Source organism: Candidatus Accumulibacter aalborgensis, from assembly GCF_900089955.1.
In the GTDB taxonomy this organism is placed as follows: domain Bacteria; phylum Pseudomonadota; class Gammaproteobacteria; order Burkholderiales; family Rhodocyclaceae; genus Accumulibacter; species Accumulibacter aalborgensis.
On sequence record NZ_FLQX01000109.1, the window covers coordinates 23,970 to 38,489 of the forward strand.

Annotated in this window: 10 protein-coding genes; 9 read left to right on the forward strand and 1 reads right to left on the reverse strand. The window is 64.7% G+C overall.

Annotated features, from left to right (window positions below):
* The first annotated feature begins 399 nt into the window (after positions 1-399).
* From ACCAA_RS10255 to ACCAA_RS22050, 9 genes are all read left to right on the forward strand, one after another.
* Entirely contained in the window at positions 400-1,023 is a 624-nt protein-coding gene (locus tag ACCAA_RS10255; protein WP_245754532.1) for a peptidylprolyl isomerase, read from the forward strand.
* Between the two features lie 125 nt (positions 1,024-1,148).
* On the forward strand, positions 1,149-1,637 hold the full coding sequence (locus ACCAA_RS10260) for a DUF1269 domain-containing protein (protein ID WP_186407152.1): 489 nt from the start codon (positions 1,149-1,151) through the stop codon (positions 1,635-1,637).
* A gap of 338 nt (positions 1,638-1,975) precedes the next feature.
* Positions 1,976-3,112, forward strand: a complete 1,137-nt coding sequence (locus ACCAA_RS10265) for an efflux RND transporter periplasmic adaptor subunit (RefSeq protein ID WP_186407153.1) — start codon at positions 1,976-1,978, stop codon at positions 3,110-3,112.
* Between the two features lie 19 nt (positions 3,113-3,131).
* Positions 3,132-6,326: an efflux RND transporter permease subunit gene (locus ACCAA_RS10270; RefSeq protein ID WP_186407154.1), complete on the forward strand. Its 3,195-nt coding sequence runs from the start codon at positions 3,132-3,134 to the stop codon at positions 6,324-6,326.
* A 1-nt stretch (position 6,327) separates the two neighbouring features.
* On the forward strand, positions 6,328-7,803 hold the full coding sequence (locus tag ACCAA_RS10275; RefSeq protein WP_342674047.1) for an efflux transporter outer membrane subunit: 1,476 nt from the start codon (positions 6,328-6,330) through the stop codon (positions 7,801-7,803).
* A gap of 171 nt (positions 7,804-7,974) precedes the next feature.
* Positions 7,975-10,575: a plasma-membrane proton-efflux P-type ATPase gene (locus tag ACCAA_RS10280; RefSeq protein ID WP_186407155.1), complete on the forward strand. Its 2,601-nt coding sequence runs from the start codon at positions 7,975-7,977 to the stop codon at positions 10,573-10,575.
* Between the two features lie 24 nt (positions 10,576-10,599).
* Complete coding sequence (locus ACCAA_RS10285; RefSeq protein ID WP_186407156.1) at positions 10,600-11,475, forward strand: polyphosphate kinase 2 family protein; 876 nt, start codon at positions 10,600-10,602, stop codon at positions 11,473-11,475.
* A gap of 21 nt (positions 11,476-11,496) precedes the next feature.
* On the forward strand, positions 11,497-12,543 hold the full coding sequence (locus ACCAA_RS22045; protein WP_245754533.1) for a SulP family inorganic anion transporter: 1,047 nt from the start codon (positions 11,497-11,499) through the stop codon (positions 12,541-12,543).
* Positions 12,534-13,244: an STAS domain-containing protein gene (locus ACCAA_RS22050; RefSeq protein WP_245754534.1), complete on the forward strand. Its 711-nt coding sequence runs from the start codon at positions 12,534-12,536 to the stop codon at positions 13,242-13,244. The genes ACCAA_RS22045 and ACCAA_RS22050 overlap by 10 nt, the downstream gene beginning before the upstream one ends.
* Positions 13,245-13,338: 94 nt before the next feature.
* On the opposite strand, the gene ACCAA_RS10295 is transcribed toward ACCAA_RS22050, so the two are convergent.
* Positions 13,339-14,430, reverse strand: coding sequence for a magnesium transporter CorA family protein (locus tag ACCAA_RS10295; RefSeq protein ID WP_186407157.1), 1,092 nt, complete (start codon positions 14,428-14,430; stop codon positions 13,339-13,341).
* Between the last annotated feature and the right edge of the window lie 90 nt (positions 14,431-14,520).

Below are 14,520 nucleotides of genomic sequence, written 5' to 3' on the forward strand. Positions count from 1 at the left end.
CAGGCAGAAACCCGGTACATTCTCGCTCTCCGTGTTGCAGTCGCTGCACACCCGGCAGACGCGGGGCTGCAGCGACCAGCTACTGAAACGACTGCTGGATTCATTGAAGAAACCCTTGAGGACTGATAAATGAGATCGATCAAGAACGGAATTCTCGTGGCCAGCGCAGCGTCGTTGCTGGCCCTTGGCGCATGCAATGCCGACAAGAACGCAACGCCCCCGGCTCCGGCCTCAGCCCCGCCCTCGACTCCGGCCTCGACTCCGGCCTCGACAAGCCCGGCCGTGGCCACGGTGAACGGTAAAGCCATCAGTCAGAGCAGCGTCGACGTCATCGCCAGGCAGGGCGCGACCGCTGGCCATCCGGATACGCCGGAGACGCGCCAGACGATCATCGACCGTATGGTCCTGCAGATGGTCGTCGCAGATGAGGCCATCAAGAAGGGCCTGGACAAATCTCCCGAGGTTGCCGAGCAAATCGATTCGATCAGGCAATCGGTTCTGGCCAACGCCTATGTTCAGGATTTCATCAAGAAAAACCCGGTCAGTGACGACATGCTGAAAGCCGAGTACGATCGTATCAAGGCCACCATCACCGGCAGCGAATACAAGGCGCGCCACATCCTGGTGGAAAGCGAAGCCGAAGCCAGGGACATCATTGCCAAGCTCAAGAAGGATCCGCGATTGTTCGCCAAGCTGGCCATGGACAAATCAAGAGATGCTGGTTCCAAGGTCAAGGGCGGCGAGCTGGGGTGGTTTGACTTGAGCAGGATGGTGCCCGAATTTGGTGCTGCGGTCAGCAAGCTGGAAAAAGGCAAGATCACCGAAGAGCCCGTGAAAACCAACTTTGGTTATCATGTCATCCAACTGGAGGATTCCAGGCCGATTGAGGTGCCCTCCTTTGAGGAAGTCAAAGCCAATCTGGCGCAACAGCTTCAGCAGCAGAACTTGAAGAAGCAACTGGAGGATCTCAAGGCCAAAGCCAAGATCGAGGTGGTGGCGGCCCCTGCAGCAGCAGCCAAGTGAATCGACCGCAGGTAGTGGTGGTGGTAGTAGTGGGAGGCCGGGAGGGGGCAACGGCGACCGCTCGCCGCAACTGCAGACGTTCCGCTGACAGTGATTCAATCAATCAAGCATGAGGAGAAAGTTTCATGAGCAAGCTGGTGGTAATTGCCTACGACTCAGCCAACAAGGCCGCGGAAGTCCGTAGCAGGCTGCGCACGATGCAGAAGGATCAGACCATCGACCTGGATGAGGCCCTGGTGGCGGTCAAGGACGAGGAGGGCGAGGTGTCGCTGCTCCAGACCTACAAACCAATCGCCACGGAGGCACCGAACCGAGGTTTCTGGAACTCGCTGGTCGGTCTGATCCTGATGAATCCGGTGCTGGGCATGTCGACCTCCCGACGCGCGAATGCCGTCGGCGGTGCGCTGACCGAAGTCGGCGTCGACCAGGATTTCTTGAAGGACCTCACCGCAACGTTCCAGAACGGCACTTCCGTACTCTTCGCGCTGGTCCGCGAAGCATCGACCGAGAAGGTGCTGGCCGAGCTTCGCGGTACCGGCGGCAAGCTTCTCGAGACCACGCTCACGCACGCCGAGGAAGCGAGGCTGCAGGCGGCGCTGGACTGCGCCGGGTAGCCGACAGCAAAAACGCTCCATGGTCCGTCATCCCTGCCAACCACAGGGGGTTCCGCAAACCGGCCGTCTCGCAGATCATCGTGGACACCATGGAAGAAGCGGAACCGAAGCGGCAGTTGCATCTCGTTCATGGTCGGCGGCCTCCCGATGGCATCGTATCGGTCCCGGGAGCGTATGCCCTACACCGACCGGGGGATTCGCAGTGCGTCGCACCCACTGTGCCAGCGTGCCCGATCCAGGCGCTCCGGTTGTGGCGCTCACAGGAGTCTGATGGTATATTGCCCACCGTTTTTCGGTTCGGCGCCCACCATCCCCGCAGGCCTTGGAGGTTTATCTATATGCGTTGGCTCGTGATGATTCTGGCAGCGACGGTCTTGCTGGCGGGCTGCGGCAAGAAGGAGGCAGCACCCGAGGCGCGTCCTCCCGCCGAGGTGACGGTGATGACGGTCACCCCGCGCGACACGCCGGTCAGCTACGAGTACGTCGGCCAGACGCAGAGCTCGCATCAGGTGCAGATCAGAGCGCGCGTGAACGGCTTCCTCAATCAGCGCGTCTACACCGAAGGCGCGATGGTCAAGGCCGGCGACGTGATGTTCCAGCAGGACAAAAAGCCGTTTCAGGCGCAACTGGAAGTCGCGCAGGGTGGCCTGGCGGAGCAGCAGGCGCGCCTGCAGACCGCGAACGACAATCTGGCGCAGGTCAAGCCGCTGGCGGCGCTCAATGCGTTGAGCGTCAAGGATCTCGACGACGCGACCGGGCAGCAGCAGGCCGCGGCCGCGGCCGTACAGTCGGCAAAGGCCAACGTCGTGCAGGCGCAGCTCAATCTCGGCTACACGACGATCACCACGCCGGTGACCGGGCTCTCCAGCTTCGCGCGCGTGCAGGACGGCGCCTACGTCAACGCGGAGAACAGCCTGCTCACCTACGTCGAGCAGATCGATCCGATCTGGGTGAATTTCACACTGTCCGAGAACGACCTGCTCGCCTTGCGCACCGCGCAGGCGGCGGGCGCGCTCAGGCTGCCTCCGAAGGACGAGTACACGGTCGAGGCGGTGCTGGCCGACGGCTCTACCTTCCCGCAAAAGGGCAAGATCACTTTCGCCAACGCCAGCTTCAACTCGCAGACCGGTACCTTCCTGCTGCGCGCAACGTTGCCCAATCCTTCGGGCGAGCTGCGGCCGGGGCAGTTCGTCCGGGTGCGGGTGTCGGGCGCCGTGCGCATCAACGCGATCATGGTGCCGCAGCAGGCCGTGCTGCAGGGCGCGAAAGGGCATTTCGTCGTGGTGATCGACAAGGAGAGCAAGGCGGAGATCCGCGGCGTGCAGGTGGGGCAGTGGTACGGCGACGAGTGGTTCATCACCGCCGGGTTGAAGCCCGGCGACGTGGTCGCGACCGACGGCGTCGTACGTCTAACGCCAGGCGCGCCGGTGAAGATCGTCCCGCCCGCCGCGCCGGCGCCGGCCGCCAAGCAGTAAGCACCGGAGCCCGCGCCCAATGTTCTCCCATTTCTTTATCGACCGCCCGATCTTCTCGGCGGTCATCGCGCTGATCATCTCGGTCGTCGGCGTGGTGGCGATGGTCAAGCTGCCGATCGCCCAGTACCCGCAGGTGACGCCGATCCAGATCCAGGTGACGGCCACCTACCCCGGCGCCAATGCCACGCTCGTTGCGCAGAACGTCGGTGCGCCGATCGAGCAGCAGGTCAACGGCGCCAACAACATGATCTACATGTCGTCGACCAACTCGTCGACCGGCAACTACACGCTGACCGTCTATTTCACCATCGACACGGACCCGGCGCTGGCGCAGGTGGACGTGCAGAACCGCGTCAGCCAGGCGATGGCGCAGCTGCCGCAGTCGGTTCAGGCGCAGGGCGTCGACGTGCAGCAGAAGACCTCGACCTTCCTGATGGTGCTGGCGTTCTACTCGCCCGACGGGCGCTACGACGCGGACTTCATCTCCAATTACACCAACGTCCAGGTCCTCGGGACGATCAACCGCATCAACGGCGCCAACCAGGCGTCGGTCTTCGGGGTTCCCGAGTACGCGATGCGCGTCTGGCTGAAGCCCGACCGGATGGCGCAGCTCGGCATCGGCACGAGCGAGATCGCCAACGCGATCAAGAACCAGAACCAGCAGTTCGCGGTCGGCCGGATCGGCGCGCCGCCCACGCCGTACCCGGTGAAGCAAACGTTCCCGGTCACCACCAGCACCATCACCGAGCCGTCGCAGTTCGACAACATGATCCTGCGCAGCCAGAACGCCGACGCCGCGCTGGTGCGGGTGAAGGACGTCGGCTACACCAACCTCGGCGCGCAGAGCTACTCGCTGCGCACCAGCTACCAGGACAAGCCGGCGACGCTGATCGCGGTCTACCAGCAGCCCGGCGCCAACGCGCTGCAGGTCTCCAAGGAAGTGCGCGCCACGCTCAAGGAGCTGCAGAAGAGCTTCCCGGACGGCCTCGACTACGCGGTCGCGCTCGACACCACGCTGTTCGTGCAGGCGTCGATCGACGAGGTGGTGAAGACTTTCTTCGAGGCCGTGGTCCTGGTGGTGCTGGTGGTGTTCATTTTCCTGCACAGCCTGCGCCTGACGATTATCCCGACGCTGGCGGTGCCGGTGTCGATCCTCGGTGCGCTGGTGGGAATGCTGGTGTTCGGCTTCTCGATCAACATGCTGACGCTGTTCGGAATGATCCTGGCCATCGGCCTGGTCGTCGACGACGCGATCGTCGTGGTGGAGAACACCGAGCGCAATATGGTCCAGTTCGGCCTGTCGCCGCGCGACGCGGCGAAGCGCGCGATGGACGAGGTCTCGGGCCCGGTGATCGCGGTGGTGCTGGTGCTGAACGCGGTGTTCATCCCGGTGGCGTTCCTCGGCGGCATCACGGGCGCGCTCTACAAGCAGTTCGCCGTGACCATCGCGATTTCCGTCGTGTTCTCTGGCCTGGTCGCGCTCACCCTGTCGCCGGCGCTGGCGGCGATCCTGATCAAGGCCAAGCACGGGCAGAAGAAAGGCTTCTTCAAGTGGTTCGACGACAGCTTCGAGCGGATCACCAACGGCTACGTGGGCGGCGTCAAGTGGATCACGCGCCATTACCTGATCGGTCTCGCCGTTTTCGTCGCCGTGGTGGCGGGCACGGTGTTCATGTTCAGGCTGCTGCCCACCGCGTTCGTTCCGCAGGAGGACCAGGGCTACATCTTCGTCGCGTATTTCCTGCCCGACTCGGCGAGCCTCGACCGCACGGGCGACGTGGGTAGCGCTGCGGCGGCGATGGTGCGCAAGCACGAGGCGGTGGCCAACGTCTCGCAGGTCGACGGCTACAGCCTGATCGACTCGCAGATGAAGACCAACTTTGGCGTGCTGTTCGTGGCGCTGAAGGATTACGAGGAGCGCAAGACGCCCGCCCTTTCGGCCGACGCGCTGATCGCCGACCTGCGGCGGGAGTTTGGCGCCATCCAGGGCGGCCTGGTGGTGCCCGTGAACCCGCCGGCCATCCCCGGCCTGGGCGTCACCGCCGGCTTCCAGATGTGGATCGAGCAGAAGGGCGCGGGCAACTACCAGCAGCTCTCCGACGTCGCCGAGAAGATCATCGCCAAGGCGCGCACGCGGAAGGAGCTGACGGGGGTGAGCACCACCATCCGCGCCGACGGCCAGCAACTGCTCGCCGACGTCGACCGCGAGAAGGCCGAAGTGCTCGGTGTGGCCGTGCAGGACGCCTACAACACGCTGCAGACCATGTTCGGGTCGCTCTACGTGAGCCAGTTCCCGAAGGACTCGCGGCTCTACCAGGTGGTGCTGCAGGCCGAGCCCAAGTACCGGATGACGCCGGAGGACATCGGCCGCTTCTACGTCAAGAACCGCCAGGGCGACATGGTGCCGCTGTCCGCGCTGGTCACCACGCGCTTCGTCACTGGCCCCGACCTCGTCACCCGCTTCAACAACTATCCGGCGATCGCGATCAACGGCTCGCCGGCGCCGGGTGTGAGCTCCGGCGAGGCGCTGGCCGCGATCCGCGAGGTCGCGGCGGAAATCATGCCGAACGGTTACGGCTACGAATGGGCGGGTGAAGCGCGCGAGGAAGTTTCGTCGGGCTCCACATCGGCCATCGCGTTCGTCTTCGGCCTGCTGTTCGTGTTCATGATCCTGGCGGCGCAGTACGAGAGCTGGTCGCTGCCCATCGGCGTGATGATGGCGGTGCCGTTCGCCATTCTGGGCGCGCTCGCCGCGATCGCACTGCGCGGAATTCCCAACGACCTCTACTTCCAGATCGGCCTGTTGACGCTGATCGGCCTCGCCGCCAAGAACGCGATCCTGATCGTCGAGTTCGCGGTGGAGATGAACCGCAAGGAAGGCAAGCCGTTCTTCGACGCGGCGGTCGAGGCGGCGCGGCTGCGCCTGCGGCCGATCATCATGACCTCGTTCGCTTTCGTGCTGGGTACCGTTCCGCTCGCGATTGCCACCGGCGCTTCGGCCAACAGCCGGCATTCGATCGGCACCGGCGTCATCGGCGGGACGCTGGCGGCGACGATCATCGCGATCTTCTTCATCCCGATGTTCTACTGGCTGCTGGAAACGGTGAGCGCGAAGCTCTTCGGCGGCGCGCAGAGCAAGGCGATCGACACCGTCGAGAAGACGCCGGACGATGGCGCCGCCGTCGCGCCCAGCGCACCGCGCGGGGGTGAATAGGATGAAACGGCCCGCGAAGTCCGCCCCGCTCGCCGCCGCCCATGGGGGCGGGATGCGCCGCGCCACCGTCGTCGCGATCGCCTGCAGCCTCGTCGCCGGCTGCATGATTGGCCCCGACTACCACCGCCCGGAAATCGCCGCGCCGGGCACCTACCTGTACGAGCCGAAGCAGACGGCGGCGACCGCGAACGTCGAGTTCTGGAAGCAATTCGACGACCCCGTGCTGGATGCCCTGATCGCCGAAGCGCTCGCCAACAACAAGAACGTCAAGATCGCCGCCGCCAACGTCGAGCAGGCGGCAGGCGTCCTGACCAGCACGCGCTCGCCGCTCTTCCCGCAGCTCAACTACCAGGGGAGCGCCGCGCGCGAGCGCTTCTCGCAGGGCGGCCTCGATAAGCTGCCTTCCGGCATTTCCAACCCGACCAACGCCTACCAGGTGCTCGCCGGCGCGAGCTGGGAGATCGACCTGTGGGGGCGCGTGCGCCGCCTGACCGAGTCGGCGCAGGCCAGCTTGCTGGCCAGCGACGAGGCGCGACGCGGCGTGATCCTGAGCCTGGTGGCATCGGTCGCGAGCGGCTACCTGCAGCTGCGCGGCCTCGACGAGCAGCTCGTCATCGCGCAGCGCACGCTCGACAGCTACGCCGAGTCGCTGCGGCTGATGGAGCTCAAGTTCAAGTATGGTCGCGTCTCGCAGATGAACGTCGAGCAGGCGAAGGCGCGCTACCAGACCGCCGCGGCGCAGCTGCCGCGGATCCGGCGCGACATCGCCCTGACCGAGGACGCGCTGTCGGTCCTGCTCGGCAACCCGCCCGGCCGCATCCCGCGCGGCAAGGGAATCTTCGCGCTGACGCTGCCGCCGGTTCCGCCGGGAGTTCCCTCGGAGCTGCTCGAGCGCCGCCCCGACCTGCTGCAGGCGGAGCAGCAACTGATTGCCGCCAATGCGCTGATCGGCGCGGCCAAGGCCCAGTACTTTCCGACCATTTCACTGACCGGCGCGCTGGGCACCGCGAGCACCGACCTCGCCAACCTGTTCACGGGTCCGGCGCGGGCGTGGAGCTACGCCGGCGCGCTGGCGGGGCCGATCTTCACCGGCGGCGCGATCGCCGGCCAGGTCGCGCAGGCGGAGGCGGCGCAGCAAGCCGCGCTGCTGTCCTACGAGCTGGCCATTCAGAGCGCCTTCGCCGACGTCGACAACGCGCTGATCTCGCGCGAGACGCTCAACGATCAGCTTGCCGCGCAGGCGCAGCTAGTCGATGCGCTGCGCGGCTACTCGCGGCTCGCGCAACTGCTGTTCGACGGCGGGCGCGCGCCATACTCGACCGTTCTGCAGGCGGAGGAGCAGCTCTTCCCGGCCGAGCTCGACTGGGCCGCCGCGCAGGCGCAACTGTGCATTTCGCTGGTCAACATCTACAAGGCGATGGGCGGCGGCTGGGTCATGGCCGCCGAGAAACTGACCGCGAAGCTGCCGTCCAATTGAGCAGCAAGGACCATCTACCGCGAGCTGGGCGATCTTGGCGGGCGCCCAAGGTCGGGTTCACCGTGCGCTCCGCCGCACTGCGGGCTTTTCCACTTACCATCTTCCCGCGTGCTACATTAATCCATTGATGCCGTTTCGCAGTTCTTGATCCACTTGATCCAGGAGTAAGGTATGGCCGACCTCAGCAAGCAATCAGATACTCCCGCCGCCAGCGGACCGGATCTTGAGAAGATCCCGGTCGAGCAGGTGCTGGCCACGCTCACCGTCAAGCCCGAGCAGGGGCTCAGCGCGTCCGAAGCGCAGCAGCGAGTCGCCCGGTACGGCCCCAACGCGATCATCGTCAAGGAAAAGACCCTCGGCGAGCAGCTTCTCGGCTACTTCACCGGCTCGATGGCCTACGTCATCGAAGCGGCGGCACTGGTCTCCGCGCTGCTCGGCCACTGGGACGACTTCGTGATCATCGGCTCTCTGCTGCTGTTCAACGCGGCGCTCGAATTCTGGCAGGACCGCAAGGCGTCGAGCGCGCTGGCCGCTCTGAAGGCCGGCCTGGCACCCGAGGCCACCGTCCTGCGCGACGGCCAGTGGAGCACGGTGCAGGCGTCGACGCTGGTCCCCGGCGACATCGTCAAGATCCGCCTCGGCGTGATTGTCCCGGCCGACCTGCGCTTGATTGGTGGTGAATTCGCCTCGATCGACCAGGCAGCGCTCACCGGCGAGTCGCTGCCTGCCAGGAAAAAGGTCGGCGACGAGGCTTACGCGGGCAGTGTCGTCAAGCAGGGCGAGATGGAAGCCGTGGTCATCGCGACCGGTTCCAACACCTTCTTCGGCCGGACCGCCAAGCTGGTCTCCGGCGCCGGCTCGGTCAGTCACGCGCAGAAGGCGATGTTCCAGATCAGCAACTTCCTGATCGTCATCGCCGTCTGCCTGACGCTGATCCTGGTGGCCGTCAAGGTCTATCACGATATCGTGATTGCCAAGGACTGGAACCTCAGCGACGCCCTCAACATCCTGCAGTTCGTTCTGGTCCTGATGGTCGCCTCGATCCCGGTGGCGATGCCCGCGGTTTTCTCGATCACCATGGCGCTCGGCGCACTGGCGCTGTCGAAACAACAGGCGATCGTTTCCAAGCTGTCGGCGATCGAGGAGATGGCCGGCGTCGATATCCTCTGCTCGGACAAGACCGGCACCCTGACCAAGAACCAGTTGAGCCTCAGCGAGCCGATGCTTTTCGCCGCCACCGATCCGCAGGACTGCATCCTGGCCGCTGCACTCGCCTCGAAGCTCGAGGACAAGGACGCCATCGATACCGCGGTGATCACCGCGCTCAAAGACCAGAGCGTCCTCAAGAGCTGGACGCTGACCAAGTTCGTGGCCTTCGATCCGGTCACCAAGCGCACCCAGGCGACGGTCACCGACGCCAGCGGCAAGTCCTTCATGGTCGCCAAGGGCGCCCCGCAAGCGATCGTCGATCTTGCCCAGGCGCCTGCGGAGATCGCGCAGAAAGTCAAGGACGCGGTCGACAAGCTGGCCGCGCAGGGCGCACGGGCATTGGGCGTCGCGCGCTCGGCAGACGGCGGAACGAGCTGGTCGTTCCTCGGCATCCTGCCGATGTTCGACCCGCCACGCGATGACTCCAAGGAAACCATCGACAAGGCCGCCGAGAAGGGTGTCCGGGTGATGATGATCACCGGCGACGACACGGCCATCGCCATCGAAACGGCGCGCCAGCTCGGCATGGGCACGCACATCATCGCTGCGGCGGACGCCTTCCCCAAGGATATGGACCCGGACAACGTGCCGCCGGCGATCATCGACGCCATCGAGCGCGCAGACGGCTTCGCGCGCGTCTTCCCCGAGCACAAGTACGCCATCGTCAAGGCACTGCAGTCGCGCGGCCACCTGGTGGCGATGACCGGCGACGGCGTCAATGACGCACCGGCATTGAAACAGGCCGACTGCGGCACCGCCGTTTCGGGCGCCACCGATGCCGCCCGCGGTGCCGCGGCGCTGATCCTCACCGCCCCCGGCCTGTCGGTGATCAACGGCGCCATCGACGAGGCGCGGCGGATCTTCGGGCGCATCAACAGCTACCTCATCTATCGCATCGCCCTGACCATCGACATCATGTTCGTCGTCGTCCTGTCGTCGATCTTCCTCGGTTTCTCGCCACTGACCGCGATCATGATTGTCGTCATGTCACTGCTCGACGACCTGCCGATGATGACTATCGCCTACGACAACACGCCGGTGAGTCCACAGCCGGTGCGCTGGGACCTGCCGCGCATCTTCGGCCTGGCCACCGTTCTTGGCGTCTTCTCGGTGGCCGAGTCGTTCGGTCTGCTGCTGTTCGGCATCAAGGCGCTGTCGCTTCCGGAACTGCAGGCCTACTTCGGGTTGGCGACGCACGCGCAACTGCAGACGATGATGTTCGTACAACTGGTCGGGGGCGGCCAGGTGTTGCTGTTCATCACCCGCACCGAGGGCTGGTTCTTCAAGCCGCCATTCCCCGCCGCACCGCTTTTCTGGGCGATCGTCGCGACGCAGGTCGTGGCGGCAGTCATGTGCGGCTTTGGCTGGCTGGTACCGGCGATTCCGTGGAAGCTGATCGGCTGGGTGTGGGTCTACCTGATTGCCTGGTTGTTCATCCTCGGTGGCATCCGGTTGATCTACGATCGCTTCGCCAGCTACCGGACAGCTCGCCACCAGAAGCACGCCGCGCTGGTCAATCAGTCGCTGCAGCCGCACGTTCCGGCCTCCCTGGCCAATACCTGATCGTCACTAGAGGAGTAGCAAACGATGGACTTCCGCAAGCAATTCTTCGTCGGCCCGGGCGAGAAACTGAAACTCGCCGGAATCGACCCGGCGCACACCGGTGGCCACGCCTCGTCTGAAGAGGCTCTGCCCGAGATCCAGAAAAATGTCGCCCGCATGGCCGAGCTGCAGGCCCTGCTCTACGCCGACGGCAACCAGTCGCTGCTGGTCGTCCTGCAGGCGCTCGACGCGGCCGGCAAGGACGGCGTCGTCCGGCACCTGTTCAGCGGCATGAACCCGCAGGGCACCCGGGTCTACGGATTCAAGCAGCCGAGCGCCGAGGAAGCCGCGCACGACTTCCTCTGGCGTGCGCATCAGCGCACCCCGGCGAGGGGTGAGGTGGCCGTCTTCAACCGCTCGCATTACGAAGACGTCCTCGTCGTGCGGGTCCATCAACTGGTGCCGAAGGCGGTCTGGTCGAAGCGCTACGCCTTGATCAACGACTTCGAGAAGATGCTGGCCGAGAACGGCACCCGTATCCTCAAGTTCTTCCTGCACATCAGTCCCGAGGAGCAACTGCTGCGCTTCAAGCAGCGGCTCGACGACCCGGCGCGCAACTGGAAGATCAGCGAAGGCGACTACTCCGAGCGCGAGTTCTGGTCCGACTATGTCGGAGCCTACGAGGAGGCGATGAGCAAGACCAGCAGCAAGGACGCTCCCTGGTACGTCATTCCTGCCAACCACAAGTGGTTCCGCAACCTGGCCATCTCGCAGATCATCGTGGACACCATGGAAGATATGGGACTCAAGCTGCCGCCGACGCGGGTGGACCTCCAGGAAATCGCCGTGAAGTATCACGCTGCCGAGGCGGCGCAGGAACAGCGGGCGGGCAAGACGCCAAAGCCGCCTGGCAAGAAGTAGTTGGCTTGAACCGGCGCGACGATGACGCAAGATAGCGGCGGCAAGGGCTTCCGGCTGCCGGTTTTCCAGGGCGTCCTGCCGGTCGATCGGTCAGCGCTGGGGCGGGACATTCTCGCCGGATTCACGCTCGCTGCGCTAGCCATTCCGGGGACCATGGGTTATACCAAGATCATCGGCACGCCGGTGATCACCGGGCTGTATACCATTCTCATCCCGATGGGCCTGTTCGTCATTTTCGGGTCGTCGCGGCATCTGTCGGTCGGTGCCGATTCGGCGACGGCGGCGGTGGTCGCCGCCGGTCTCGCCGGCATGGCGGTGCGCGGATCGAACGAATGGCTGGCCCTGTGCAGCCTGCTGGCCCTGATGGCGGCGGTGTTCATGTTTGCTGCACGGGTGCTGCGGATTGGTTTCCTCGCCGATTTTCTGTCGCGCACGGTGCTCACCGGTTTCATGACCGGTGTCGGTGTGCAGGTGGCGCTACTCGAGGTTTCCGGCCTGTTGGGCCTGCAAGGCACCAGCAACGAACCGCTCAAGGAGATCGTGCGCGACCTGCGGCTGCTCGGGGAAGCCAATCCCTATGCGGTCTGCGTGTCGCTCGCCGTGATGGTGGTGATCGTCGGCGGCAAGAGGATTTCGGAGAAGATACCCGGCGGACTGATCGCCGTCGTCGCCGCCATCGGCACCAGTTGGGCGCTGGATCTGGGTGCCCATCTGGAGACCCTGGGCAGCGTTCCGCGCGGCCTGCCGACGCTCGGCCTGCCACACGTAGCCTGGAGCTGGGCCTTGATCGAGAAGCTGCTGCCGATCGCCTTTGCCTGCTTTGTGGTGATTCTCGCGCAGAGCGCCGCCACCTCGCGCGCCTACGCCGCGAAGTACAGCGATCGCTTCGACGAGAACGTCGACATGGTCGGGCTGGGCATGGCCAACCTCGGCGCCGGCTTGTCGGGGACCTTCATTGTCAATGGCAGCCCGACCAACACGGCGATGGTCGACGGTGGCGGCGGCCGCAGTCAGGTGTCACAGCTCACCACCTGCGTCCTGGTGCTGCTGGTGCTGCTGTGTTCCTGACCGGGCCACTGGCGCATTTGCCGACGGCCGTTCTGTCGGCGATCGTTTTCCTGGTGGCGGTGCACATGATCGACATCGAAGGCATGACCCGGATCTTCGTCGAGGCGCGCGCCGAGTTCTGGGTCGCCTTGCTGACCGCCGCAACCGTCGTCGTCGTTGGCGTCGAGCAGGGAATCATCCTGGCCATGGTGCTGTCGCTGCTCGATCATGTGCGGCGGGGTTATCGCGGTACCAATGCCGTGATCGTCGCCGACAAGCGGAAGAAAGGCTGGCAGACGGTGCCGCTCAGTGCGCCGCAGCAGATTGCGCCAGGTCTCGTGGTGTATTTGTTCAGCCACAGCCTGTACTACGCCAACGTCGGGCAGTTCGCCGAAGAGATCCTCAGGCTGGCGAACGACCAGGCACAGCCGCCTTTGTCGCGCCTGTGCGTCGAGGCGGCAGCGATCGGCGACATCGACTTCTCGGCAGCCACAACGCTACGCGACACCTGCACCTTGCTCAAGCAGCAGGATATCCTGCTGGTGTTCGCCAATGTTTCGGCGCATCTGCGCGACCAGTTCGACCGCCATGGGATCACCGAAATCGTGGGCGCGAGCGCGATTTACGGGTCGGTGCATGCCGTTATCGCAGACCACGAGGACCAGTTGGGTACGCCCGAGGCGACGACAACCGCCGGCGCGGCTGGCCAGGCAGTGCCCTGATGCCGGTCGCCGAGAGCGGCTACGGGAGCGCGTCAGTCACCGCCAACTTCGGCCCATCGCGACGGCAGATCGTCGCGAGCGGTCGCTCGTCGCGCTAAGGGCCGCTGTTTGATGGCTCGGCGGATGCGCTGCGCCGACCTGCTTTGCGGTCTGGTACGGACGTAGCCAATGCCCCAACCGCACGCACGCCGGCCGCAGCCGACTGCAGTTGCTTGCGCCGCCACACCCCCATCCAGCCGAGACTCTTGAACAACAGCAGGGTCAAACCAAGTGACAACAAGGGCAGCCCGACGCCGAGCAGGAAAAAGTCGTCGCGGGTCGCCAGCAGTTGATCAATAGCCCAGTTGAAGTTCATCCCGAAGTAGCCGGTAAGGAAAGTGATCGGCAGGAAGACCCAGGAGATCATCGTCAACCGGTTGATCTGCTCGGCCTGGCGGTTGGACATGCTCGCCCGATAACTCTCCATCGCCTCGGTGGTGCGCTGGCGGTAATCGTCGATCAGATTCACCAGATCGGCCAGGCGTTCGCTATAGCTTAGAAACGACGGCCATACTTCGGCGCTGATGCCGGCAATTCCGCCGATCGACGTTAGCACGGTCTTCACCCTGTCACGCAACGGCACCAGCATCCGATGCAGCGACGACATTTCCCGGCGCAGATCGGCCAAGCTCAGCAGTTGCTCGGCGGCCGGGTTGAGAAAGATCTGCTCCTCGAGACTGTCGAGCAACTCGTCGGCGCGCTCCAGGCGCGGGTAGAAACCGGTCACCAGTTCATTGAGGACGATGAGCAGCGCGTAATCGGGATGGGTCGCGATCCTTTCGGCAAGCTCGCGAAAACGCTGGCGTGCTGCGTCCATGCGCACCGGCGCGCCGTCAAATACCGTAATCAGCGACGCCGACGAAAACAGGAGATGTCCCTCGACGACACCGTGGTTTCCGGCGTTTGCCCAGGTCGAGATGCGCAGGTATTGCGGGCTCGCCTTGAAGCGCGCCGACTGGCCAAAGCGCGGCAACCAGGCACTCAGCGTAGCGTCGAGCTGCAGCGCGGTGGCCAGCGCGGCGATTTCGTCCTCGCTGGCGTTCACGACGTCAAGCCAGAAAAAACCATCCCTGGGTAACTGGGCAGCAAGATCATTCCCGGAAAATGGCGTGCTCACGCCCTGGGCATCTGTAAGCGTCGCCTTCATTTCGCGGCATACCTCCCTGTCATGATTAAAGCTGGCTCTGGTCCGGACTCGAAGTCGCGTGAACGCACGCACGCAAACCGAGACCGGCGA

Bases quoted from the DNA above. Each gene is read 5' to 3' on its own strand.
- ACCAA_RS10255 (WP_245754532.1), top strand. From the start codon at position 400: ATGGTCCTGCAGATGGTCGTCGCAGATGAGGCCATCAAGAAGGGCCTG.
- ACCAA_RS10260 (WP_186407152.1), top strand. From the start codon at position 1,149: ATGAGCAAGCTGGTGGTAATTGCCTACGACTCAGCCAACAAGGCCGCG.
- ACCAA_RS10265 (WP_186407153.1), top strand. From the start codon at position 1,976: ATGCGTTGGCTCGTGATGATTCTGGCAGCGACGGTCTTGCTGGCGGGC.
- ACCAA_RS10270 (WP_186407154.1), top strand. From the start codon at position 3,132: ATGTTCTCCCATTTCTTTATCGACCGCCCGATCTTCTCGGCGGTCATC.
- ACCAA_RS10275 (WP_342674047.1), top strand. From the start codon at position 6,328: ATGAAACGGCCCGCGAAGTCCGCCCCGCTCGCCGCCGCCCATGGGGGC.
- ACCAA_RS10280 (WP_186407155.1), top strand. From the start codon at position 7,975: ATGGCCGACCTCAGCAAGCAATCAGATACTCCCGCCGCCAGCGGACCG.
- ACCAA_RS10285 (WP_186407156.1), top strand. From the start codon at position 10,600: ATGGACTTCCGCAAGCAATTCTTCGTCGGCCCGGGCGAGAAACTGAAA.
- ACCAA_RS22045 (WP_245754533.1), top strand. From the start codon at position 11,497: ATGACGCAAGATAGCGGCGGCAAGGGCTTCCGGCTGCCGGTTTTCCAG.
- ACCAA_RS10295 (WP_186407157.1), bottom strand. From the start codon at position 14,430: ATGAAGGCGACGCTTACAGATGCCCAGGGCGTGAGCACGCCATTTTCC.